We start from the raw sequence: 24,231 nt of genomic DNA, 5'->3' as shown, positions 1-24,231 counted from the left end.
ATAGGATTGTCTGGTATGCCAAAGGCTAGCTCATCGTCTTATTTTCTCTCAGCAAGCCAGGATACGAGCAGTAGATCACGACTGTTCCGACCGAAGGAGCTTCGAGAATTTGTCTTCCCGGGTGTCGGGATGATTATGCACTCGTTGTTCTGGGTCAAACACGCGGCTCATCTTCACAGACGTGGAATCGATCCGGCAGCACAGGACCGTCTCTTATTCTACGTTACAACCGAGGACGATGAACCACTGTACGATGAGGGCCTGCTTTGGTATATTCTCACCTCACGTATCGAGCAACCATCGTCAGTACAGCTCACCGCTGGTGTAAAGACAGTCAAGAACTATCTGTTTCAACCACAGTACGGGTCCGAAGGCGACATCTACGACCGCGTCGCAGACGAACTCCAACGGATGGCTACGCAAGGTGCATCGTACGACACGGACCGGTTCGTTGACGATGTCCTCGCATCTTGGTTCGTAACTCGCTGTGCCGATCTAGACATTGACCTGCGTAAACGAATTAATCAAGAGGTGCTGCCGAGCGCAAGTCAGGATGAGTCACAGCCACGGTCGAAGCGAGCGCTAACAAATTTCTGTGAGCTGGTCGGGAGTCTTGTCCGCAACCACAGTGTCCTTCGCGGCGCGAGCAACCTCACGGTAATTGGCTCCACAATACAGTTTGCCACACAACTTCTCATTCCAGAGAATGAGCCGCACCTCATCACCTTAGCGGAGACATCCTTCCAGTTCACTCCGGCACAGACAACCGCGTTGTTCCAAGCAGTTGCCACCATCGAACATGGTGAACATTTCGTGCGATCAATTTTGTTCGTCGCTCATATCGGTCCGTTGAAACACTCCGGGAACGAGTTTGATCGGGAAATGCGTCGCATCCACGACATCGTTACCTCTGCTCCAGAAACTATCCTAGAGAGCGGGACGAATCTCGTTGAGCTGTCAGACCTTCCTTCGAGTGCGACCACCGATCTCGATGAGACGAGTTACTACTGGCTGTTGAATTTCTTCATGGCGGATGGCGAAACGATCAGCCGAGAGTTACTAGATACCGACGCCCCGATCCTCGAACGGGTAACCGTTGAAGCGCATTTTGAGAACAGAGCAGACCGAACAGGGACGTTTGAGGAGTTCCTCTCCCGACCGGACGATGGTCTCAACTACCTGCCGCGGCTGCTCTCAGAAATCGATCCCAACGAATCACCACGCATTCATCGGTTCCTCACGCAACTGCGAACGAATTTTGAACAAGGTACCGACCCCCCACAGGTACTGCTTGACCTGCTCGAAACAAACGGGACGATCGAACCTGAAACCGACGACCAAGAGACCTACCGGATCCGGGAATTCCCCTCAAACACCAATAGCGCGAGTTTTTACGGTATCGGCCCGCTTCGCAACTGGACAGAAACACTTCTAGAAGCCTATGAGTCATAGTCCCGTCGAGATATTGGGGGTCGGAGATCGGCTGCGTGAAGAAATTGAACACGGACCGTTCAATCGCTTCGTCATATTCACACACGGTATCTCCGAGCAGTATTTGGACTGGTTCGACCCACAAGACCAAGTGGCAATCTGCGGACCAAGCGAAACCGTTCGGACCGTCAGAGACGCGAACACACAGCCGACACTATCGGAGTACAATCGCAAAACACACGCGAAAATCTATCTGCTATACAACGAGTCACGGATTGTCGCGTATCTCGGATCGTTTAATTTCACACGGAACGGTCTCTATGGCGGCGTTGAATGGGGTGCTCGGTACGAGGGCGAATTAACACACTCTCCGACACCCAAATCGCTCATCGACGGTGAAGCGCCAGCAGAGCTCTCGTCCTCACCGATCATTGAGCAGATTGCCACTATCGTCGGTGCATCAATGACCGGTAACGATACCCACGCAGCCGACTCGTGGGTTGCAAACACCGGTCTCGGTGAAGGTGTCGTACACACGCTCACGTCAAACACGCTCCAGTCAGCATTTACCGAGCTGCTACAAGATACAGAACCGCCACTCGAAATCAAGTATTACTCACCGTTTGTGTCCTATGAGGGCATCGAGGAATTCAGCTCGTATCTTCCCGACACCCTCACCGCATCGGACATCGAATTCACAGTCTATACGAAGCGCCTCTCACGGATGCAGGCTGACGAAACGAAGCTTTCCCCCGCCCAAATCACAGAACTTAACGACAAATTCGGCACGTTCCAGTTTCGCGCCCGAGCGCCAGGCGAACAAGGAAACCACCTGGGCGATGGTCGTGAAATCCGGGACGGGATGGCCCACCTGAAAGCAATCACGCTAACTGATTACCCAGACGGTGACGCTCGATCCCTTGGAACTATCCTCACGTCAGCCAACCTCAGTTGGCGAGCCTGGAGCCGGAAATCAGCCGGGTTCGAAATCGGCGTCGCATTAGAAGGAACACCCGACAACGAACGGCTACATCACCTATTTACTGATCTCCTTCCCCAGGCCTACACCGATCCGTCCGACCGAGAGATAGTCACAGCCGGCGGGACCGGCACACCGCAGACACGAGGTACAGAGACGTGGTTAGACACACAACTCCGACATAATACCACACTCAAACACGACTCAGTCACCGTTGCGTGGGACGACTCATTCCCCACCCTCGACTCACTGTCCGGAACACTCCGTATTCGAGACTTGTCATCAGGCGACCGCTCCGAATACGACCTCGATTTCACCCGGATCGACGACGGCTTCGAGGCTCCATTCCCGTCGTTAAACGGGCAGTCGAACCGAATCATCGACTTTGTCCGACTGACAGCCGATACGAGACACTCCCCACCTGAACTGGAGTATACAGGCCACGAAATCCGTGAGCTTCGCGCAGAAGAAGGCATCGAAGGGCCCGAAGATCCGCTCCCAAACGAGTGGGCTAACTACGACGAAATCATCTGGAACGGAAGTCGTAGTACCCCTGTCGAAAACGCATCCTTCCAAGATGTCGAGACAATTCACTCCGTACAGCTCCGCGCAACCAGCGACACTCCCGAAACATACTATGCGATCATCGAACCGGATGCGCAACCACACATCGACCAACTGTTCCACCGCATCACCACCGCCGAAGAACACGTCGAGCCCCTCGGTACGTTACTCAAAGTCCGCGTCGAAACCCATCCTGCGATTGAACCCAACCCGCAGCACATTGCCTTCTACACCGACCGGGACGAACGAATCAATCCCATCGGCTTCGCACCACAAACCCAGGCCAACATACAAGACTACTACATATCCCCCGAACACGCAGCCAAGACACTCACCGTCGCTATCGACGGCTCGTTAACTCACTACATCACGCAGACCAACGGCGAAATCACATTACCCGAACTGGAGTCAGACACGCCAGTTGATTTGGAGCCGCACTTCTCGACTGACCAGTGGAGAGCCACCCCTAACGACCTCAACCCAGTTCTCAGCCGCAACCGATACCCAAACAGCCCGAACAATCCCTTCTTGGCTGAGAAAGAACCGTCGCCAGAAGACCAGATCTCAACAGAGATTCCGGTGACAATCACCCCACCAGACACTTTGCTGGAGCAGGTCGAACACGACCAACTCGCCGTCTGGTGGCGCCCATCAGGTGTGTTCCGCTCAGGAACCACTCAACCGGTTTCAACACCGATTCCACCACAAGAGATGCGGACACATGTTACGTATCGCGGTATCGTTCAACTCACCGGCGCTAACGGACCGGTCAATATCTGGCTCCCTGGTGGCTCGTACATCGTCAAGGAACAACCATTCGTTGACGAGCTCACCGCCTCATTAATTGGCGTCCCCACAGAACAGCCACTCGGCCGACTCCGATCGGACACCTTGCTGGGGTGGGCGACGATTCAACAGGACACCCTTCTGCGACCCCGAGCAAGTGACGTGACCGAGTGTATCACGCCAAGGCTCTACGTTGACACAGAACCAGTCAGAAACGAAATCTTCGACGTTGCCCGCGACGACGGTGTGCTTTGCATCCCGATATTAGGCCAACACCTCGGGGAAACACGAACGCTCACACTCCGCCTGTGGCTCAGTGGCGGCCCAGCCAAGACAACAATCTACACTGAGACCGCCATCAACTTCGAACTGTCTGTCACAGAATCAGCCAATGGCCTACAGGTTAAGCTCGACCACGACACCCGACAGGTCACAGACTCGCCAGCCGAACCAGACGTGGATCTCACACAATTCATTGGTGAGTTTGATTTGAATGAATTCAAACAAGCAGCTGAACACACAGCCGAAACCTTCGTCATTGAATCGTACGATCCGCTCTACATCCACCCGAAAGAAATGCTCCTATTCTACTTTACAGACAACTAACCATATTTCAATGCCAGGGCACCACACAATCCCTAACCCTCAGGGCCTTCACCTAAGCCAGCGTGCTACTCAGTATGACACGGACTGTCAACGAGCTCAGGAATGAAATCCGGAGAGCAACAGGACGGTTTGAGCGGGAGATCTCGACGACGTTCACGAAAGAGGATCTCGCCGCAATCTGCGACGCCGTCGACTATAATGCCAACACTGGGTCGCTGCCACCAAAATCACGGATGCGAGCTGAAATCCTCGAAAGAACTGGTGAACGTGACGAGGATGAGACAGGGAACATCGACCGAGCGTTCCGGAAGGATGAACTCGTTGCGATCACCGAAGTCGTTAACGAGTAGATCTCACCCTAACGGACTCTCCGACAAGTAGCGCGACGTACTATCGCGGTGCCTCGAACTATTATTGCTATTGGACCCCGAACATTCAGTCGTGACTGATCCGTTGACCGAACAGTACCCTGAAGCAGCCCCGTACATCTGGGATGCAGTCGACGAACACGGTGAAGACTGGGTGATCGAACACTATCATCCGAAAGTCGCCCAACTCGGGGTGATAATGGATGTGCCTGATGTCGAGGAACGCCCATTCTACGACCCAGATGTGCACGAAACGATGACTGCCGAAGAACAAAGAGAGTACTATAATGGGTTAGGTGAGTACCGTGAGAACCTACGGACCGGCACCAAGCCCAGAAAAGACTAGACTGAACGCTCTTGGTGAGTGCGTTGTTGTTGGGGAGCAGTCTTGCGAATCATCGGCTACTGAAATCAGATGTGGCTGAGTCAGATCATAGTTGCCAGGCTCTGTTGAAATCCTCTCTTTGGACAAGCACTGGGCTGCAGCAGGCGGTCAGTGAACCTGGACGCGTATGGTGTCGATCCTGTAAATGTCGTCCCAACGATCGGCATTGATGAGACCTTTAGCAGGCGATTTATTCTGACCCGGCTACTGCCGCTTCAGCCGTAAATCGCTAGATTCATCCGATAAAGCGTCTCTCGGTCAATTCTAGCAGTTCAAACTTGACGCGGCACTACAGTCAATACAGATAATCGAATACTTGCCGACGCGGAGTAAGGATTAAAATAGAAACGCTCCTCGACATAGCATAAACATAATGTCGGGTGGTGAAACCGGTGATGATGATGCTGGAGCTACTTCGACTGAGGAGTTCGATCTCGATCTTGTCGCTCTCGAAGAGGGTCGCCGCACGATAGATAAGCAAAACGAGATACTGAATAACATCGACGACAAGGCGGCTCGGATTCTACGCATCAACTTAGTAATTGTCGGCCTCATTCTCACAGGTCTCTCGGTTGCAACTGGAACTGGGGGACAGGGTGACCCAGTACAAGAAGTTCTCCCGGATGTCATCAATATATACACTGAGCTGGGCCTTTTCGCACTCCTACTCTCAACAGGAGTAGCCGCGCTCACATATACTGCCTCAGCGCTCCGCATCGGTGTGACGGGCGGGAGTCTCCGCCGAATCGTCTTCGAAGGTGATACTCCAGATCGTAAACGTCTCCGCGGCCTCACTCGCAGCTACTCAAAATGGATTGAACAGAATTACCGCACGAACGCCTATAATGCCCCATTCGCCACACTCACGCTCATCTTCTTAGTGTCCGCTGTAGTGCTGTTTACACTCGGTGGGATCGAGACAATTCGTACCGTACAGTGGTACGAGAACGCCGTCGCCTTGGTATTCATTATAATATACATAGCTCTTACTGGGATCAAAGGACAGGTACAACGGTATTTGCGGCTCCGGGGAGAACACTAATACCGTCGGACGAGTATTATACAGGTATGAGCGCAGATTCCAGCACCTCTGAGGATCGGGAGTCCGAAGAGGATGTGCCTGAGTACGAAGGCCAGGTCATATTCAAGGGCGATTTCGACGAAGACGACGAATAAGACACTGTGAGCGACGAGAACTGTAGTGGAGAGACGGACGGCGATCTGCCCGACCAAACCGCTTCTTCAGCGGACTCAGCGGAGCGTGAAAGTATCGATGAAGTCCCCGAGTATGAAGGCCAATGGGCTGCCCTGAGCGATGGGAATTCCTTCGATGCCGATGGAGATTCGGACGAGCCCGGTGACTCGGGTGCGGATCACTCTGATGATCCATAAAAAAAATCACCAGACGCTGAGCTACTCAGAGATCTATGCGGATTAGTTAGACCCATCTCACAAGAGTAGATAGATCGCCATACAGCGGGTCCGTGAACTGCTCTGTGACACCCTATAGGCGAATGAATTCCAATCGCACCAATCTACTCTGAAATCTGAAAGTGTTCTATCTCATCTGATCCACACGTGGGACACTCATCTTCGCCCGACGAAAGAGTCTCACCGCACTGGCGGCACTCCACGACTACTTCTGTCTCATCACCGGGCAGGAGCCGAGTAAGTACTGTGCGGACACTCATACGATCAGACGTTTTGCTGACCGTGAATTAATGTTACTGGTGGTCCGCACCCACCGGAAATCCGGTGTGTTCGACCCGCAAAGCCGCCAAAAGCTTACGTTCAAGATCGATTAAGACTCATTTGGAAGGAATACTGTCATACGCTCCTTCCCCCCTTTCCATGAATGCTGACGAATCGTTTCTCGGTCGCTGCCCAGAAAGTGGTGAGGACATCTCGGTAGCGTGGATTCTTGTTGAGTACAAGAAGGCAGACGGCACCGAAGGCGTGTGGACCGAGTCTCCGGCGTGTGAGGACGTTGTAGCGCCGGAGTAGCCGCAGACAGCAGAGTAAAGTGTTCTTCGTCGCGTACCCGGTGTAAGGTCTTCAAATGGAAATTTCAGATGAACTTCGGTGTCTGTTCTCAGGAAAGGTCGAAGAGCGTGATAGGTCATATGTGGTTGAGGTACCGGAGCAAGAGATCCGCCTTGGCGAGCTACAGGCAGACGAGACGTACCGTGTGGCTGTTCTACCGTCTTCCGCGACCAACGAGACCAACGATACTGAAGCCGATCCACAGCCCGAGCAAGTGACACAGACGCCCCCTGTCCAGGAAGGCGAACAACGCACCGTTGAAATCGAAGATATTGGCGACCAAGGCGACGGTATCACGCGTGTTGAACGCGGGTTCGTCGTTATTGTTCCCGACACCAAACAGAGCGAGCGTGTCACCATCGAGATCACCGATGTACGCGAGAATGTCGCCTTCGCAGAAGTTGTTGAGCGCGTCAGCTACTACGAGTAGTTGAATTGCTGATCCGGCTTTGTTGAAATCCACACAGGGTGACTGATTTTGAGTCTGTGCGATCAATACAACATTAAGATGTCGAGAACCCCATGATCCTGTGGTCTCGGTGTCGCCCACTCAACGTTCCATTCCGAGCCAAAATCATTCATGACTACTTCCAATTAACTGGTCGAAATTGGGACAATAAGCACGAAGGATTCCGCCTACGGAGTCCGATTGCGAATATACCTTACCGCACGACGTAAGTCGGTTTCCGTGAAGTCACTCCCCTCAATAAAATAGATAAAATCGTTAAGGAGAATACAGAGATAGGGTACCTCATAGTATTCATCGTCATACTCGTCATGGTGTTCTTGGATCGAGATCTTCACCGAATCGAGTTCAGTGTACATGAGGCTCTCAATCTCTTCATCAAATGCAATTAAGATTCTTTCAGAGGTGATGGCAACCCAGTCAAAGTAATCGTCCTGTTGCCAGCGGATTGTCGATTCATCACCGGTGCCCTCTGCAATCCCAATACCAACGTCCCCCTCTGTTAATATGAACGCTGGAGTCTCGCCCTCTTGTAAGTAAGAAAAAATGCGTTCCAGTCGACGAGCCGTTACGGTATCACTCTGAGCACCGTCAGCCATCTCGTAGAGTGCATCATGTTCTCCTGCACGGTCTTCCCACCACTCTTCTTGTATCCAATCGACATCCCCTTTGCTGAAATCAAGAACCGTGTCTCCTATCGTCCAAATATCCTCATAGTCAAGATCATTAGAGGGCTTAATCTCGATTTCTCCGTTCTCATGCCGAATCCAAAATGAGACACTGAAGTAAACATCAAGCAGCGATTGATTTTGGGCACTTGTAGTCGGTTCAAACTCGAACCCGACATCTGACTGAAAAGGGATTGAGATGACGCGGTCAGTGTTTTCTTCGCCAATAATGAAAAGGAACCGTTCATCAGTAATCACCAAGACGGTACCATAGCCTCGGTCACCAACATTTTCGCCATTAATCGTAACAGGATCTCTACTCTTGAGAATAACATGCGGCTGTTCAGAGGCAGTCAGGTAAGATACAACGGGGGCAGACAACCACTTTTTTGTGAATATAATTCCCGACTTCTTCTTCAATTTCAAATTCTCCACAGTTACTGAATCATGTCGTGCAGCCTGAGCCATCTGCCGAAGAGCTGACTCATCATAATCAACCATCAAGTAGCATATCGTTCTTTTGTATCATAATACCATCCCAGCAATGATACAGGCTGTATAAATTAGTCATCAAACTCAAATTAGAGCGCATCACTAGAGAAGGGTTCCACATTACAATGATTGAGATGTGCTTCGGTCCGACCGAACGATCCGTTGAAGCGAACGCATTAACTGAAGGCGGAGACGAACTGGATGGCTTCTACGATCACACCACGTGCTACGAATGTGCGACTAACCTTGGCTGCTCTCCAAACAAACAACAAAGCACTCTGGCAGCTGTCCGACACCAACTGCACCGATAATGAGTACGGTAGTCGTCGGCTCACGGAGCAATAAGCAAGAGCGTCCTAAAAGGTGATTCTGAGTTAACGGTGTGAAGAGAACCCTTGCGAATAGCTCTATAATGCCCTCTATCTATCCTAACTATGAAAAGAGACTCATGATCCGACTAACGACACTTCCGTCATCGGACTGCTCTCCAGAATCATCGTCATCTTGGTTATCAGGCTCGACGGAAGTCCCCTTGTTATCCGTCGATGGCGAGTCAGTTGTCTCGGGAGTACCTTTGGTTGATAGCTCTCCTGTGTCATCTGTGCTCCCTGAGTCTGTCGGGGACGTGTCACTGGTTCCGCGCGTGCTCGTCTGGCTCGTCGTTTCTGTTGGTGTACTGTCGTCATCAGCTGTATCTGACGCAGTACGATATTGAGCTACCTTACGGAGCAGTTCCTGGAGTTCGTCCGGTCGGTTACGGTAAACCGGGAACAGCCACCACGTCCGTTGCAGTGCATTTGGGGGTAGGGACTCATTCGTGCGGAGTAGTGTCATTGCTGTCTCCCAATCAGATTCAACCACCGTATCGTGGTCGAAATCAACAGTGTCGAGTAATGTCTCAACAGCCGATGGCGTTAGTCCCTCGACGATCTCGTCCATCCGAACCGACCCCTGGACAGTTTCGATTTCAAGATCATCCAGCAGGTCCTGAGCCCACAGTTCGTTCCCGCGGGCCTCAGCACGAGCGAGCAACGCGTCGTCGACGTTCGCCTCATCGATCGTCGGCTGTTGCCCGATCTTTTCACCGAGCTCACGCACCCAGTGACGCTGCTGGACGTACTGCTTGTCGTCTAACCCGGCGAGGTGATCGTCGCCTTCGGGCACAGCGACGAAGTGATGGAAATGGGGTTCCTGATCGCCGTGTCGGCGGAGCACTCGACCCATCCGCTGTACGAGTTGGAGTTTCGTCTTCGTCCCCGAGACGTTAATCCCGACCTCAGCATCCGGAACGTCAATTCCTTCGTCGAGAAGCTTTGGCGCGATGAGGACACCGTGATCAGCCGCTGAGAACTGCTCTATCCGGCGATTAACCATCCGGTCTTTCTTATTACTAGAGGCAGCGATTTTGCTGTGTACCACGAACACGTTCTCTGTCGCGTCGGACAACTCCTCACCAAGTTGCTCTGCGGTATCGATGTCCATAGCAAACATCACCAGCTTGACACCGTCATCGACGCCGGTGAGGTACTCACGAGCCAGCGCTACCGCACCCTCTATTTTCGGCTGTGATCGGTGCCGGATCCAGTTCCGACTCTGAATCGCCGCTTGGAGCTGCCCCCACGAGTCCGGCACATCGTCGAGTTCGAGTTCTGCCGCCCGGTGTGCGCGGATGAAGTCACCGAGGTCCTCAAGTTGAGTGAACGGTACACTCAACTGGCGAAGCATTTTCGTTGTCGTATCGTCGTGTTTGAGCGCTCGGAACTGATTCGTGATCGACTTAGTCGCTTGCTCCCACTCTTCACGCTCGTACGGGTCCAACCCAATCGGATGAACAGTCCAATCAAAGTCAGGGATCACTCCATCACGTTGAGCGTCCTGTAAGTCATACGTATAGACGACTGGTGCGAGGATCTCTTCAAGCCGGTCTCGCTTCGGGTCTGTTTGCTCCCCGATCGTCGCTGATAACCCCATCGCACGGTCGTAATTCGGCCGGCGTATCGCCTCGCCGTACCCACCGTCAAGATTCGAATAGTGATGCACCTCATCGTAAATCACGAGGTCGTATTGATCGGCTAAATCACGGTCATAGCGGGGGAGCAGCGACTGAGCCGTATAAAACTCCACCGTCGCCGTCGAAAACGACAACCTGTCCGGGCGTCCGCTACCGCTGCCCGCCCGTGTCGTCAATCCAAGCTTATCCCGAATTTCTCGCTCCCACTGGCTGAGGATCGCGTTCGAGTGCGCGACGATCATGATCTCTGCATCGTCAGTCTGGGGGGTCTGCTCAGGATTCTCCGGCACGTCACCGCACAGATTAGCGATCGCTGCGATGCCAGCAACCGTCTTCCCTGTCGCCGTCGCCATTTCGAGAATCCCTTCGCCGTCGCTCGCAAGCCAGTGGTCAAGCCCTTCCCGCTGATTCTCCCAGAGAGACACCATCAGCACAGGTCGGGTCAGTAACGCACGAGCTTCCGCTTCGTCAAGCTTCTTGAACGCAGTAGTCTGTGCCAGTAACGTTTTGAGCAGGTCCGTCTCTGTCGTAGCTGACTGCTGAGCTGCCGTGGCGAACAATTCAAGCAAATACAACCCACTGCCGCGACTAATATGAGAGACGTCTAGGTCAGACGGATCGTACCGCTCCTGACGCAGTCGCTTGAGAAGTACGCGTTCCGCTGGACGTGAAATCGTCGTGCCGTCTGCAGTTCTACCTGACGGTAACTGCTGATTCAGATTGATGATCGCTTTCCGGAACGCGTGGAACTGATCTTCCCTGGTTTCAATCGGTGTCGTATCGATGAGCCCTGCAACGCGCTCGGATACGAAGCTCCCGAAGAGTTCACCGTAGTACCCCCCGAGAAAGGACCACTCGTTCGGACCGATCGGGCCCTGGTACCGTGACAGAAGTGCCTTAGTGACGATCTCCTCATCAAGTATCGCAAGCTGCTCAATAGTGGGGCGGTCTGAAAGGAAATCCTCGCGGTACTCAGTGAATGACCAGTACTCAGGATTCCCAAAGTGTCGCACTATGAATAGTCACGTGTCATGTCATATATGTGTGGTGGTTAATCCCACTCTCACGATTGTACACATCGTAGACGCTCCTGAGTAGGATAGTATCGCTCGCAGGAATCGTCTCCACGCCTGTGAAACTTCTCTAAAATCACCTGATGTACGCTTCTCAATCACCTACCGAGGTAACGACGAAGGAAATAGGCCACCAGTATCCGCTCAATTATCGGTGCTAGAAATCCGAGAACGTTTGTTGCCGTTTGTAATCATAAGGTTCAGTCAAGGTTCCTCGAACCCTCTCGTAGTTTTTCTGTGCGTGTCGATTCTCCTCAATCCCACGATCAACAATCCATGCCCTGAACTCTTCATACCGCTCTCGGTCGTCGATGACACTGTCTATCTCCACCGTCTGGAGCTCTCCGTACCGGGCAAAATAGACTCCAACTCTGTTGATTTCCGGGTATTCAACTGACGAACTATGATCCTCATCGCCGTCTCGTTCGTTGTACAACACTCGCTGGACATCAGTCAGTACATAATAGAGTAGCAACTGCCGCCAGAACGCATTCGTGAAGGCCCGACGTTCTGTTGTCTTAATATCCACCAGCAGATCATCCACGATGAAATCGCCTTCTCCAGGGAGTACGTAGCGATGATTGCCAAACTGCGGCTTTTCAATCACCGTCTCCCCGCATGTCCATGACGCCTCGCGCACCAACTCAAACAACTCGCTCATCTCATCGAGAATATCATCCGCAAACGCAGCCCGGTCAATCCAAGACTGCACGGTTTCATCAGGCTTCCACCCGGCATTAACCAACGCAGCCCGAACAACCCCGTCAGTATTCATCCCCGTCTCGATATACTGATTAACGACTCTCGTCAACTCCTCATCTTCCGTCCACTGCACCGCACTCCGCTCACGCTCCCACACAGGACGTTCATCCTGTAGCGCTTCCCACTCTTCTTGACTAGAAATATTCGGGTGGTCTTCCCACTTCATTCCATCATACCGCTCCACGCCGATCCAAGGGACCTCACCATCCGTCTGTCGTCGATATTCTCCAAATCGAGACCACGGCCGCAGAATCTCGTCACAACGGCGATAGAGAAGCGCTCGGCACAGAAACTCGAATGCGTGTCCGACAAGCCGATGGCTGTACCCATTGTTAGAAACCGCTAATTCTCCTGTCACGTCCTCTCCGGGGTTTGGATACGTAGAATCAATCTCCTGCCGCACCTCTCCAATCTTGATGAAATCCGTGACGCCAGTAGTCATACTGATGCGTTCCGGGTTAACTTGCTTAGAACCTGTGACCGAGTACCAAACCGATAAGCACGATCGTCATCGCTATTTTCACACCTCGTAAAATCAGTTGAAAGCAGCTCCGTAGTTCCGTCCCGCGATGATGGAAAAACACGAGAGACCTATCCGGATCGGATTCACAGGATCACGTGCCCGGTTTGTCGGCTTCATCTGAAGTAGAATTTCCACGAAGTGAGTATATTCCACGTTCATACTGAGTGTTGAGTCATCGTGACTCCATCAGCAGCGAACGTCAGTTCTGTCACAAGTGATTCATGATTACGGTATGGCTCACTAATTCGTATAGCTGGTCCGGTGTAGAGTACTGGTGTTCCGTCTCTCGCTTTGAACGAATACCCGTTCTCGAAGTCATCGTCTTTCGGTCGATGCTCATCCCCGACCAATACACAATCGAACGAGATTCCGGATCGGGTGAGCAACTGATCCAGATCAATATCAGCAGTCGATCGATCTCGGTATGGTGTGACGCCGTCATGGAGACAGAGTACGTTCGGCCCAGGTGATGACGAACCGAACTCCATATTGGATGCTTCCCATCCCAGCGGGTTGAACTTCGCAACGTCGTCAATCCCAGTATTGCCCGCTGGAATCCCATACGCGTCGAGCGGCCCACCGGCAACCGGCGTCGGACTCGTCGAGAGTTCCACGAGGGTGCCCTTTCTAACCTGCTGTTGTAACCACGCAATTCCGTTCACCGAATTCTCATGCTGCGGTGCGTACGAAGTTCGGTCATGAGAGCCGATGATACAGTAGACTGGGATACCTACCTTGGATAAGATCTCCAGCCTCGACGCAGCGCTATCGAGCGTTTCCTGATCAACCTCGTGGTCGACAATATCGCCCGTATGAATAACCGCATCAACATCCTGTTCAATCGCAATCGTTGCGATACGCGTGAACGCGTCGGTACTCGACACTTCACTGATCCACGACACCGTCTTGCCGCTCCCCGTCACCGCCCGATTCTCGTACCCCAAGTGCGTATCACTCACAAACAGCACCGTTACCGCATCGCCTTCTGGCTCCCGTCCCGTATTCTCCTGAGCACGACGAACACGAGCCGGATCAAGCAGCACGTCGACACCATCTCCTGGCCGGTCCGCTGTGGGCTCCGGTGGGAACTCCGCCAGTAGCGAGATGGCCTGATCGACTTCGTTCGTCGAAACGTGTACCGGGAGTACCTCTCCAGACTCCGGCGCAACCGGGATCACCACACCGGACGAGATATACTGTAGATCCCGTGGTCGTGGTTCTGCCACTGTAATCGCTGAAAACTCCGTAACCCGCGACCCATCCCCATACTGACGTACGTACTCTTTCCGCGTCACATTATTCCGCTTATTCTGTTGCTTCCCGTAACTCGACGCCCCTTCAGCCAGCAGTTCACCACCGTACAACACCGATTTTACTGCCCGCTTCCACTCCACATCCGTCTCCTCAGGCAGCGAGTTATAGAGACCAGAAAGGCTGTCGTACAACTCCATCAACTCGTTCCCAGAAGCCATCGTACTCGCTAACTCCCCGTCGTATGGGGATATTTGTTCCGTACCGTCTTGACACGACAGACGTGCTCTAAGAGTTGAGACGCTGGTTCTAAGCCATCCCCACTTGAGGATGTACATATGGCTTCACAAGATCTCGTCGAGGTATTCACCTCAACACGGCAGAATCTCCGCGAGACGGGACTGGAAGATGACTTCTTTCTGGATCTCATCGCATCTCGGTTATTGATCGAACGCGTTGGTGAATCGAATAATCAAGGATGGTGGGACTCACGCGTCCTCTCAGAAACCGGTCGAGCAAGACTAGAAGAAGTGACCCCTAAAACACGGTTACAGTCGCAACTCAACCTCGCAATGAAGGTCGGTCGGAAAGCGGAGTCAGACGTTCTCCCTGCCGATTCCATATCGCTGTTTTCCTTCGGTCCAAAACTCGAAGCGCAACTCGGAGCCGCCATCGAAGATCTCAACGTTCCCGATAAACCTTCGTTGACTGCTCTTGAAGAACTCTCCGTCCAGTCTCTGGAGAGCAATTGGACGGACCCAATTATTGAACATACTGCCTCGAATATCACCGCGTCTTCTATTTCACTTCCAGAACCAGCGGCTGATTCGTATCAGCTCAGCGAAGAGGGGTATGGGCAGTCAGAAATCGATCCGGAAAAATGGCGTCTGCTGGTAACTCTTCTGCGAGGGTACGGGCAGAATACGGATCGGCTACGTGTGCCGTACTACCAACTCAACTCGGAGCTTAAACCGGAAAACGCGTGAAGAGTACATATGAGCAACGAGCACCTGGAATCTGAAGACGGAGACGCCGTTCAAGCCACGAGCATCGACCCGAAAATCGCCCATCACAGCAGCTATATTGATGAAACAAAGCGCATTCTGCAGGCATATTCTGACTGCCAATCGTACGATGAACTGGAGCGAATGGTGGTCGAAGACAATATTCTGAATAAAAATACCGACGAGTACCGGGCGAACATTCTCCGCGAGGTCACCCGGAGACACATCCCAAGCAAAGATGAGTACTCTGAGACCTCGTTGATGCGGATTCTCTCAGATGACGTTCGAAGTGATGTAGCCGATTGGTGTCTCTATTATGAATTCGCACAAGACCCATTTATCCGTCTCATTACGATCGAATTCCTCTATCCCGAGTTTGAGCGGGGAACTCTCTCTGTCAACGGTGAAGACATTGTTACGTTCATTCAATCAATCAAAGACAACTATTCTGACCTTTGTGATCGATCCGACGAGACGATTACTCAAGCCGCATCGTCGTATCTTACTGCACTTCGAAACTTTGGCTTGTTAGAAGGAAGGCAAAAAAAAGAATTCGCAGTCACCTACATTCCTGACGAAACGATCGCGTACGTCGTGTATCGACTCTTCGATGAAGAGGCTACATCCGCATCTGAAGTGATCGAACACGATGACTGGAAACTCTTCTTGATGGATGAATCCGAAGTCCAGCGCCGAATCCGCGATATTTCGCCACAGTACATTAACTATGAGAAACGCGGATCGACAGAACGATTGAGAATGAAACACGACACAATAGACGAGTTGATCGATGCTTTCTGACTTTCAAACACGACTCGAAGAAGTCGAACGACTCGTTCGTGAGGACAGAGAGGAAGTCGGAAAGCGAGCGGGTGTTCCATTCATCGTGTTCACGTACGATCCCGCCGACGAAATCGACGTGGATGGGGAAATTCGGAGTCTGATTGAGAAACTGGAGTACCACGACCAAACGGTTGCCGCGATCGATATGCGTGACCTCGTCTTCAGTGTACTTGAGGAGCGAGGTATCCTCGACAACGTAATCGACCTCGAACGGCGGGACCGTGAACAGTTGCTCAGCGGTTTGAAGTCCTCACTACTGGATGACGGTGAGATGGGGCAACTGGCGTCGGCTATTGCCACGCAGGCCGAAGACGCAGACACCGTTGTTGTATATCGAATGGGTATCCTGTATCCGTTCGCTAGTGCATCTACGCTGATGGGGCAGTTAGAGACGAACACGCCAGATGACACCCCAATCGTGTTTTGCTATCCGGCGACCGTTGATGACAAGAGTTTAAGATTCCTCGATGAATCTGAAGGAACATATTACCGCGCAAAGGTGATCGGACATGAGTGACACTACTTCTACCTACCAAATCAACGAGATCTTCTACCGGCCGATCAACCGGAAGATCGACCGGGTCGTCAAAGTCGATAACGATGACCCGAGCGTCGTCAAGAAAGAACTCGAAGAATACATCCTCACACCGCAGCTCGAACGGCACTTCTCGGACGCCTTAGAAGCCGTCATCGACACAGAACACGCCCAAACAGAGGACGTTGGAATGTGGGTTTCCGGATTCTTCGGATCCGGGAAAAGCCACTTCATGAAAATCCTCGGGCACGTCCTGGAAAACCGGGAGTTCGGGGATACGTATGCGGCAGAGATGTTTCGGGATCGAATCGAGGCTAACGAGATGCTCGACGGGGCCGTCTCGTCGGTCACGAACAAATTCGATTCCGAGGTGCTGATGTTCCAGATCGGCGCGAAAGCCGATGCATCTGGGAGTGAATCCATCACCGAGATCATTCACCGTGAATTCAACACGTCCCGCGGGTACGCTTCTATGCCTTGGGTCGCCCAGATGGAACAGGAACTCGAATCACGAGGCGTGTACGACGACTTCGTCGCTACCATCGAGTCAAACACTGGGAAAGACTGGACAGAGGCTCGGAAGGATGCGATGTTCGTGCGGTCGGACATGGAGACCGCACTCGTAGAGGCGACAGGCGAGTTTGACGACGAGGAAGACGCAGCCCGTGCGATCGACGATGTTCAGGACAATGTTCTGATCAACGCTTCAACCCTCGCGGAAGACATCGTCGAATACGTCGAACAGCAGGAACGTGAAACGGGGAACAACTCCCGATACTTCGTCTTCATCGACGAAATCTCCCAATTCATTGGAGATGACGGGCAACTCCTCTTAGAGCTCCAGAGTATCGTTGAGGAGTTCGGCCAGAAAGGCAAGGGGAAAGTGTACCTCGGAGTCACGTCCCAGGAACAGCTCCAGCAGCTCATCCCCGGCGTGCTCGAAAAAGAAGCCGAGGAGTCGAAGGTCATCGATCGGTTCCCGCACCGGTTCGACCTCACGTCCGAAAACCTCGACAAGGTCGTCCGCGACCGTGTTCTCAGCAAGAAAGGCGACGCCAGGGAAGCCATCGGCAATCTGTACGATCAGCACGAAGGCATCCTTTCCGCCAGGTACAAGCTGGATTCCGGTCAGAGTCTGAAGCCAATCACGAGAGAGAACTTCATCGATTGCTACCCGTTCCTTCCGTACCAGCTCGACATTCTCCCGGAAATGTTCAAAGCGCTGGGCAAAGGCTCGGATGACCAACTCGCGGGCAGCGAGCGAACACTCATTGATGTCACACAGAGCGTGCTGAAAGACGAGGCCCACCTCTACGACGACGAGCTCGGGGCGCTCGTCACGCTCGATATGATCTTCGACGAGATCAGCAACGACATCCCGAGCAACGATGTCAAATCCATCCGGGAAGCGACACCCAAGAACGCCGACCCAGAAATCGCCCGCCGCGTTCTCAAGTCACTCTACCTACTCCAACAACTCCCCTGGATCCCGAACACCGCCGATAACATTGCAACTTCACTCCAGACGGAGCTCGGCCCCACGAAGCAGTTAGAAAACGACGTACACGACACGCTCGATGCACTCGTCGAAGCCGGCCTCGTCGGACGAAGCGAAGAGGGCTACCGGTTCCTTCGAGAGACCGAGCGTGAACTCGAAAACGAAATCAAGAGTATCGAGGTCGGCCCTGGGGACATCCGTCGCTCTTCGAAACGGTTCCTGAACGACATTCTCGACGAAACCTCACGCGTCAATTACGAGGGGAAAACGTTCCAGTTGAATCTGAGTATCGACGGAGAAACCATCACGTCGAACGGACACGTCGATCTCAAAACCTACTCACCGATCCACCAGCGGTACGAAGATCTCGACCCGGATGGGCTGAAAACACAGAGCTTCAGTGAAGACGATACGCTGTACTGGATTGCCGACGACGAGAAGCAACACAGCATCTACGAGAAGCTGAAATCGATCTACCAGATCAACACCGTCGTTAAATCAAAGCGTGGGAACGAGCTCAGCCAAGAAGAGCAGGAAGCTCTCGGACAAAAACAGGAAGATCTCCAACGTCTCCGAAACGAGGTCGAACGCGAGTTCAAACGAAGCTTCCAGCGTGGAACACTCATCTACAACGGTGACACCGAGGAATTCGACACAACAAGCACGTCACTTAGCTCGCTTGTGTCGCGGAAGACGAACAACGCCATTCCCAAAGTCTTCTCCAGTTTCAAACACGGGTCACCCACGGTCAAAGATCGTCACATCGAGCAGATATTCGGAGATCTCCAAGGCTCGTCGAACCCATCTGTGTTCTCCGACCTCGGCGTCGTCCAAGACGGTGATCTCATCGCAGAGGCCCGCATCGCTTCCGAAGTCGAAGACGAAATTCAGCGACGCGAGACAGCCGGAGAATCTCGCTCTGGAAGCGAACTGATCGACCACTTCGCTGAACCACCGTACGGGTGGAGCCGGGAAGTCGTTCGCCTGGCCGCTGCCGTGCTCTTTAGAAACGGCTCCGTCATACCGACACACAAGGAGCGAACGTACGAGACGTATTCCGAGGACGGGGCACAAGAGCTGTTCACGCAGGTCACGAAATTCAAATCCACCTCGTTCGACGAGCGGGAGACCGTCGATGTCGAAACGCGAACCGATGCGAAGCAGCTACTCGATCGGCTGTTCGACCGGAAGGTCAAATCGACCGACCAAGCCGTTGACGAAGGGATCAGAGAGGCAGCGAACGACTGGGTTTCGACCACGAGCACACTCCTCTCGCAACTCCAGCGGGTCGACTTCCCGCTGACAGACGACGTAGAGCAATTCCAGACGCAATTACAGAACCTGCTGCAACAGCCTACGTCGGCCAAGCGCATCAAACAGTTCGTTGACTTCGAAGACGAACTGGAAGGGCTCACGAAAACAGCAAAAGACGTAGCCCAGTTCTGCGGTGAGACCGGTGGTGAGAATCGGCTGGAGACGTACGAAACCATCCAGCGGTTCATCACCACCGAGTGGGAATCCCTCGTCGACGAGGCGGATGACCATCCTGGGCTCGTCGACATCAGCGATGAGGCGCGTGAGGCGGCACAGCGTGTTACTGATACCCTGGACACGGAAGGCGTCATCAGTCAGTGGAACAACGTCAAAACGGATTACCGAACTGCAGCGGAAGCGTTCACTACCACATACGAATTCCTGTACGAGAAACGCCACGAGACGTACACTGAGTCCATCGAAGCGGTTCGGGCGTATGCTGGCTCCGACATCGATGAGACCGACCTCGACGCTGCTCTGTCCGATCTGACGGAACGGCAGGGTGATGGATCGGTTGATCTGAATATCTCCAACGAGGAGCACATCAATCCGACACCGTCGCTTCCACGGCTCATCGAGCATATCCAGACCGTTGATTCATACGAAGATGCCGCGAAGACCGACATTGACAACCTAGAAGATGACGAAGACGACGGAACGGTTCGAGAAAGCGTGGACCTCAACTCCATCTTCGGATCCGTCGTCGTCACCGACCCGGACGACATCGATCAGCCGATTTCGGAGCTTCGCGCAGAGGTCGAAGAACTTCTCGATCAAGATGGTGACATAGAGATCCGCTTCCGATAGCAAATCCTCTGACGGCAGCGACGTTTTCACACTGCTCGTATCCGAGCCAGAGCTCCCAGCGTAGCTACTCCCACAATTATAAGACACACCGACTGCTTGACCGTTGTATGTCATCGCGGGTGGGAGTCACGACACAGCGAGCCGCCATCCCACTCGCTTCGCAGCGGCTCACAGTCTTCTAATATCCATGTCCACAAAACACGGTCAACCCGGTCTCTCGTCGGATCAGCGCTCGACCATTCGAAGTACCATCCTCAGCACGCGTCACACGCTCGAAGACGAGCTTCGACGACAGCTCGAAAAGTACGGCATCTATGAGGACAAGAGACTCCCACTGGAGAACCTGATGCACCTCTCCGTTGAGGAGATTCACACCCGGAGAACGCTGGATGCCGCTATCGAACGCGAACTTGAATCCACGGAAGGGGATCTGAAGCGGTCAATTACTAACTACGTCCGTGAGGCGACCAAGACCTATCTCAACCGATTCGTCGCGCTGAAAACCATCGAAGTTCGTGGCCTCGTCGAGGAAACTATCACCGAGCGTCCGGAGTACGGAAATCGGTCGTATATGCACCACACTGTGGCTGAGATTGCCGGCGAGCTAACTAACGCACCGGATGACGGCTTCGGTGCCGCACTCGATCTCGCGTATCAAGAGATCGGTGCAGAGATTCGGATGATTTTCGAGGAATCCGAACACACTGCCATCGACCTTGACGCACAAGTTCGAGAGGAAGTTCTCGACGAACTGGATGCGATTGACGACCAGGCATGGGAGAGTGACGAAGCACTTGGCTGGGTGTACCAGTACTTCGGTGAGGAAGAACGTGAAGAGATTGACGAACGCGTCGATAAAGAGAACTACAAGATCGCCGGGACGGACATCGCCACGAAAACACAACTGTTTACCCCGAGACATATCGTCGAGTGGATGGTAGATAATTCGCTCGGCCGGATATGGCTGGAAATGCAGGATGGACGCACTAACATAGACAGCAAGGATATGTGCTTCTATCTATCTCCGAATGAAGGCTCATTAACTACACGCAAATCTAAACCAGCCGAAGAAATCACAGTACTTGACCCAGCCTGTGGTAGTGGACATATGCTCTTATATTCGTTTGATGTCCTCTATCAGATGTATCTTGAAGACGGATCAATCCCCGAGCAGTACATTCCTAGAGAGATATTACGTAACAACTTGTACGGGATAGATATTGACTCCGGTGCAGCACAAATCGCGGCACTTTCGTTATATCTAAAAGCTAAAGAATATTCTCCTGATGTCGAAATTCCACAGCTAAATATAATATCCGCTGATGCAGTACTGGTTAATGGCGATCGAAAACGAGAGATTCTTGATCGGGCACAATCTGAATTAGAGGAAGAAATTTTAGAGCAGGTCTGGCGAAGTTTCGCAAATATTCGTGAGGTGGGGAGTCTCGTTGAAATTGAAGAGCAGATTGATTCTGTAATTAGCGATCATCGTGAGAGATTCGAAGAAACAGGTCAAGCGCAGTTCACAAATGATGGGAAATTAACATCTCAATCAACATTCGTAGTGGGGGGTGAAGTGGAGTCATGGGATCAAATCAAAGAACGATTGCTTGAAAATGCTCATCAACTTGCTCAAGAGGCTCTTGAGCAGGATGATCCAATTGAAGAAATGTTCGCTTCTGAGGTCGGTAAGACGATAGAAATCCTGGATCTGATAAGCGGAACATATGATGTTGTTGTATCTAATCCACCGTATCTTGCTAGTAGTAAAATGGGGGATGAATTAAACCAATATGTTAAAGATCACTATATTGGGAAACGAGACCTTTATTCAGCGTTCATTCAGCGGTGTAGGAATTTTGTTCAGGAAACAGGATATGTTTCAATGATTACTATGGAGACATTTATGTTTCTATCCAGCTATGAACAGTTCCGAGAATGGTTCCTCTCTAATTCCGGAATTACTGAAATGGCTCATTTTGAGCATAGAGATGAGGGATATATGAACACTGCTTTTTGCTTTACCGGCAGGACAATTGATCAAGCTAGATTCATTTCTCTGGTCGAATCTGACAACAAGGTAGACCGTCTTCGGGAAACCTATTCCGGACTTGCCGATGGACGCGACTTAGATAATGTTTATTTGACCAGCCCGGAACTTTTTAACGAAATTAGAAGATCGCCATTTGCTTATTGGTTTGGTGACGAGGTTTTGAACCTCTTTTCTGAGTATCCACCTCTAGATCAACTCTCAGATATATCGGGGGGAGTTGCTTCGGGAGATAACGATCATCACCTGCGCAAATACTGGGAAGTAGATTTCGATGACCTTGGCGAAAAATATCAATGGCATGTAAGGGGTGGTGATAGAAATCCATATTACGATATTATTGACTATACTATCCGGTGGGAAAATGACGGACAAAATATTACTGAGTATGGGGATAAACACGGGAAAAACTATCAGGGACTCTCTGATACTTCCAAATATTTTCAAGAAGGAATAGCATTTAGAAGCTTTAGTAATGAATTTATGGCGAAGTACTATCCAGGGGATTGCGTCTATGATAAGAGCGTTTATAGTATCCATCCAGATGAATTATCACTCTACTATATTCTAGGATATGTGAATTCAAACCTGTTCAGATATTTAGCAAATGGGATTAATCCTACAGTAAATTTCAACCCAAGTGACGCCGGTGAAATCCCTGTACCGACATCGGAAGAGACGGAAACAACGATTTCCAATTATGTTCAAGAAAATATAGAGGCACAACAGTCAAACTTCAGTTATACGGAAGTAGCTCGGTCATTTGACATAGATAAATATAGTGAAATAAATAATATCCGTGAATGGGTGAGGACAGCACTCTTTGAAAAGGATATATCTGAAGCTACTATTGTTGAGAATCATTCAAAGATTGATAAGGAAATATATTCGATGATCTCTGTTTCTGAGGAACTGGTATCAGAATTGAATAGATCCTACCAAACAGACTTCGCTTCAATAGAAACAGATCCAGAGGAAGTTCGATCAGAGATCAAGTCTATGATTGAGAACGGGAAAAGTCTGGAAGACATTTACACTCGTTTAGGTCTCTCGCCCACCGATCTCGCTCATTTCCGCAAAGGGAATAATCTCTATCGAGACAAAGAGAAAGAAGCAGTTTGTAAGCGTTTCATCAGTGTGATATTAGGGGTGCTATTCGGACGGTGGATGCCTGAAGCGCCGATCCAGCGCGATGAAATTATTGATGTTACTGCTGAATCCGACGTTGATAACCTCTTTAGAACAGCTTTAGATGAGGTCGTAAAAGATCCAGACGATACACTTGATTACTTTTCAGGTATTCTTGGGGAATCGGTTGGTCAGTGGCTCTCAGATGATTACTTCCGTTATTATCACTGCAAAGAATATCGCCGCCGCGGCCAGCGCATTCCGATTTATTGGCAGCTTGAAAGTCCCAATGGTTCATTTAGTTGTTTTATTTATTACCATAATATTGGTTCCAATACACTCCCGAAACTCCGTGGACAGTATCTCGATTCACGAATCGGTGAACTCGAAAATGAGCTTGAAACACTCAACGCTCAAACCAGCGGCGATGATCCGGACAAGGAGCTCCTGAAGAGGAAGGAAGAAGTGCAAAACGACCTTGACGACATCAGGGAATTCCGTGATACCATCGACGAAATGATTGATGACGGTGTCACTGTTGATGTTGAAAAGGGAATCTGGGAGAACCTCAAGGAGTGGGATCAGTACGAAGTTCTCGAAACTGGCCTTCCGAAGCTAAAATCGAGTTATTCGAGGTAATTCAA

General features: G+C 51.6%; 15 protein-coding genes. 11 read left to right on the top strand and 4 right to left on the bottom strand.

Annotated elements, in window-relative coordinates:
* Positions 1–15: 15 nt before the first annotated feature.
* The 6 genes from SD626R_RS11325 (at position 16) to SD626R_RS11300 (ending at position 7,592) form a co-directional block, all read left to right on the top strand.
* The gene (locus SD626R_RS11325; protein ID WP_137782705.1) at positions 16–1,452 is read left to right on the top strand and encodes a hypothetical protein; all 1,437 of its coding nucleotides are present in this window, start codon (positions 16–18) and stop codon (positions 1,450–1,452) included.
* Positions 1,442–4,366 carry a phospholipase D family protein gene (locus SD626R_RS16490; protein WP_137782706.1) on the top strand — a complete coding sequence of 975 codons (2,925 nt, stop codon included), beginning with the start codon at positions 1,442–1,444 and terminating at the stop codon, positions 4,364–4,366. Before SD626R_RS11325 ends, SD626R_RS16490 begins: the two co-directional genes overlap by 11 nt.
* 74 nt (positions 4,367–4,440) lie before the next feature.
* Entirely contained in the window at positions 4,441–4,716 is a 276-nt protein-coding gene (locus tag SD626R_RS11310; RefSeq protein WP_092566462.1) for a hypothetical protein, read from the top strand.
* A 91-nt stretch (positions 4,717–4,807) separates the two neighbouring features.
* A complete protein-coding gene (locus SD626R_RS11305) occupies positions 4,808–5,080 on the top strand; it encodes a DUF8110 family protein (protein ID WP_092566461.1) in 273 nt (90 codons plus the stop codon).
* A 412-nt stretch (positions 5,081–5,492) separates the two neighbouring features.
* Positions 5,493–6,161 carry a hypothetical protein gene (locus SD626R_RS16485; protein WP_137782707.1) on the top strand — a complete coding sequence of 223 codons (669 nt, stop codon included), beginning with the start codon at positions 5,493–5,495 and terminating at the stop codon, positions 6,159–6,161.
* Positions 6,162–7,178: 1,017 nt separating this feature from the next.
* On the top strand, positions 7,179–7,592 hold the full coding sequence (locus SD626R_RS11300) for a TRAM domain-containing protein (protein WP_176697315.1): 414 nt from the start codon (positions 7,179–7,181) through the stop codon (positions 7,590–7,592).
* A 206-nt stretch (positions 7,593–7,798) separates the two neighbouring features.
* Here the strand turns inward: SD626R_RS11300 and SD626R_RS16480 are convergent, their stop codons facing one another.
* The 4 genes from SD626R_RS16480 to SD626R_RS17290 form a co-directional block, all read right to left on the bottom strand.
* Positions 7,799–8,797, bottom strand: coding sequence for a hypothetical protein (locus SD626R_RS16480; RefSeq protein ID WP_137782708.1), 999 nt, complete (start codon positions 8,795–8,797; stop codon positions 7,799–7,801).
* A gap of 423 nt (positions 8,798–9,220) precedes the next feature.
* Positions 9,221–11,812, bottom strand: coding sequence for a DEAD/DEAH box helicase (locus tag SD626R_RS11290; protein ID WP_092566459.1), 2,592 nt, complete (start codon positions 11,810–11,812; stop codon positions 9,221–9,223).
* 217 nt (positions 11,813–12,029) lie between these two features.
* Entirely contained in the window at positions 12,030–13,076 is a 1,047-nt protein-coding gene (locus SD626R_RS11285; protein WP_137782709.1) for a hypothetical protein, read from the bottom strand.
* Between the two features lie 236 nt (positions 13,077–13,312).
* The gene (locus SD626R_RS17290) at positions 13,313–14,608 is read right to left on the bottom strand and encodes a metallophosphoesterase family protein (protein ID WP_241996782.1); all 1,296 of its coding nucleotides are present in this window, start codon (positions 14,606–14,608) and stop codon (positions 13,313–13,315) included.
* Positions 14,609–14,746: 138 nt separating this feature from the next.
* Here SD626R_RS17290 and SD626R_RS16475 point away from each other — a divergent pair, with 138 nt between their 5' ends.
* The 5 genes from SD626R_RS16475 to pglX all read left to right on the top strand — a co-directional run bounded on the left by SD626R_RS16475 (position 14,747) and on the right by pglX (position 24,226).
* Positions 14,747–15,394: a BrxE family protein gene (locus tag SD626R_RS16475; protein ID WP_137782710.1), complete on the top strand. Its 648-nt coding sequence runs from the start codon at positions 14,747–14,749 to the stop codon at positions 15,392–15,394.
* Positions 15,395–15,403: 9 nt separating this feature from the next.
* Positions 15,404–16,213: a BrxA family protein gene (locus SD626R_RS11270; protein ID WP_092566455.1), complete on the top strand. Its 810-nt coding sequence runs from the start codon at positions 15,404–15,406 to the stop codon at positions 16,211–16,213.
* Positions 16,203–16,772, top strand: coding sequence for a BREX protein BrxB domain-containing protein (locus tag SD626R_RS11265; protein WP_092566454.1), 570 nt, complete (start codon positions 16,203–16,205; stop codon positions 16,770–16,772). The genes SD626R_RS11270 and SD626R_RS11265 overlap by 11 nt, the downstream gene beginning before the upstream one ends.
* Positions 16,765–20,409 (top strand): BREX system P-loop protein BrxC, encoded by a 3,645-nt coding sequence (gene brxC / locus SD626R_RS11260; protein ID WP_092566453.1) that lies wholly within the window; start codon positions 16,765–16,767, stop codon positions 20,407–20,409. Before SD626R_RS11265 ends, brxC begins: the two co-directional genes overlap by 8 nt.
* Positions 20,410–20,596: 187 nt before the next feature.
* Positions 20,597–24,226 carry a BREX-1 system adenine-specific DNA-methyltransferase PglX gene (gene pglX, locus SD626R_RS11255; protein ID WP_092566473.1) on the top strand — a complete coding sequence of 1,210 codons (3,630 nt, stop codon included), beginning with the start codon at positions 20,597–20,599 and terminating at the stop codon, positions 24,224–24,226.
* Positions 24,227–24,231 lie beyond the last annotated feature (5 nt).

Source organism: Halorubrum sp. SD626R, assembly GCF_001261915.1.
Taxonomy (GTDB): Archaea; Halobacteriota; Halobacteria; order Halobacteriales; family Haloferacaceae; genus Halorubrum.
This window is presented reverse-complemented; position numbering and strand designations above follow the sequence as displayed.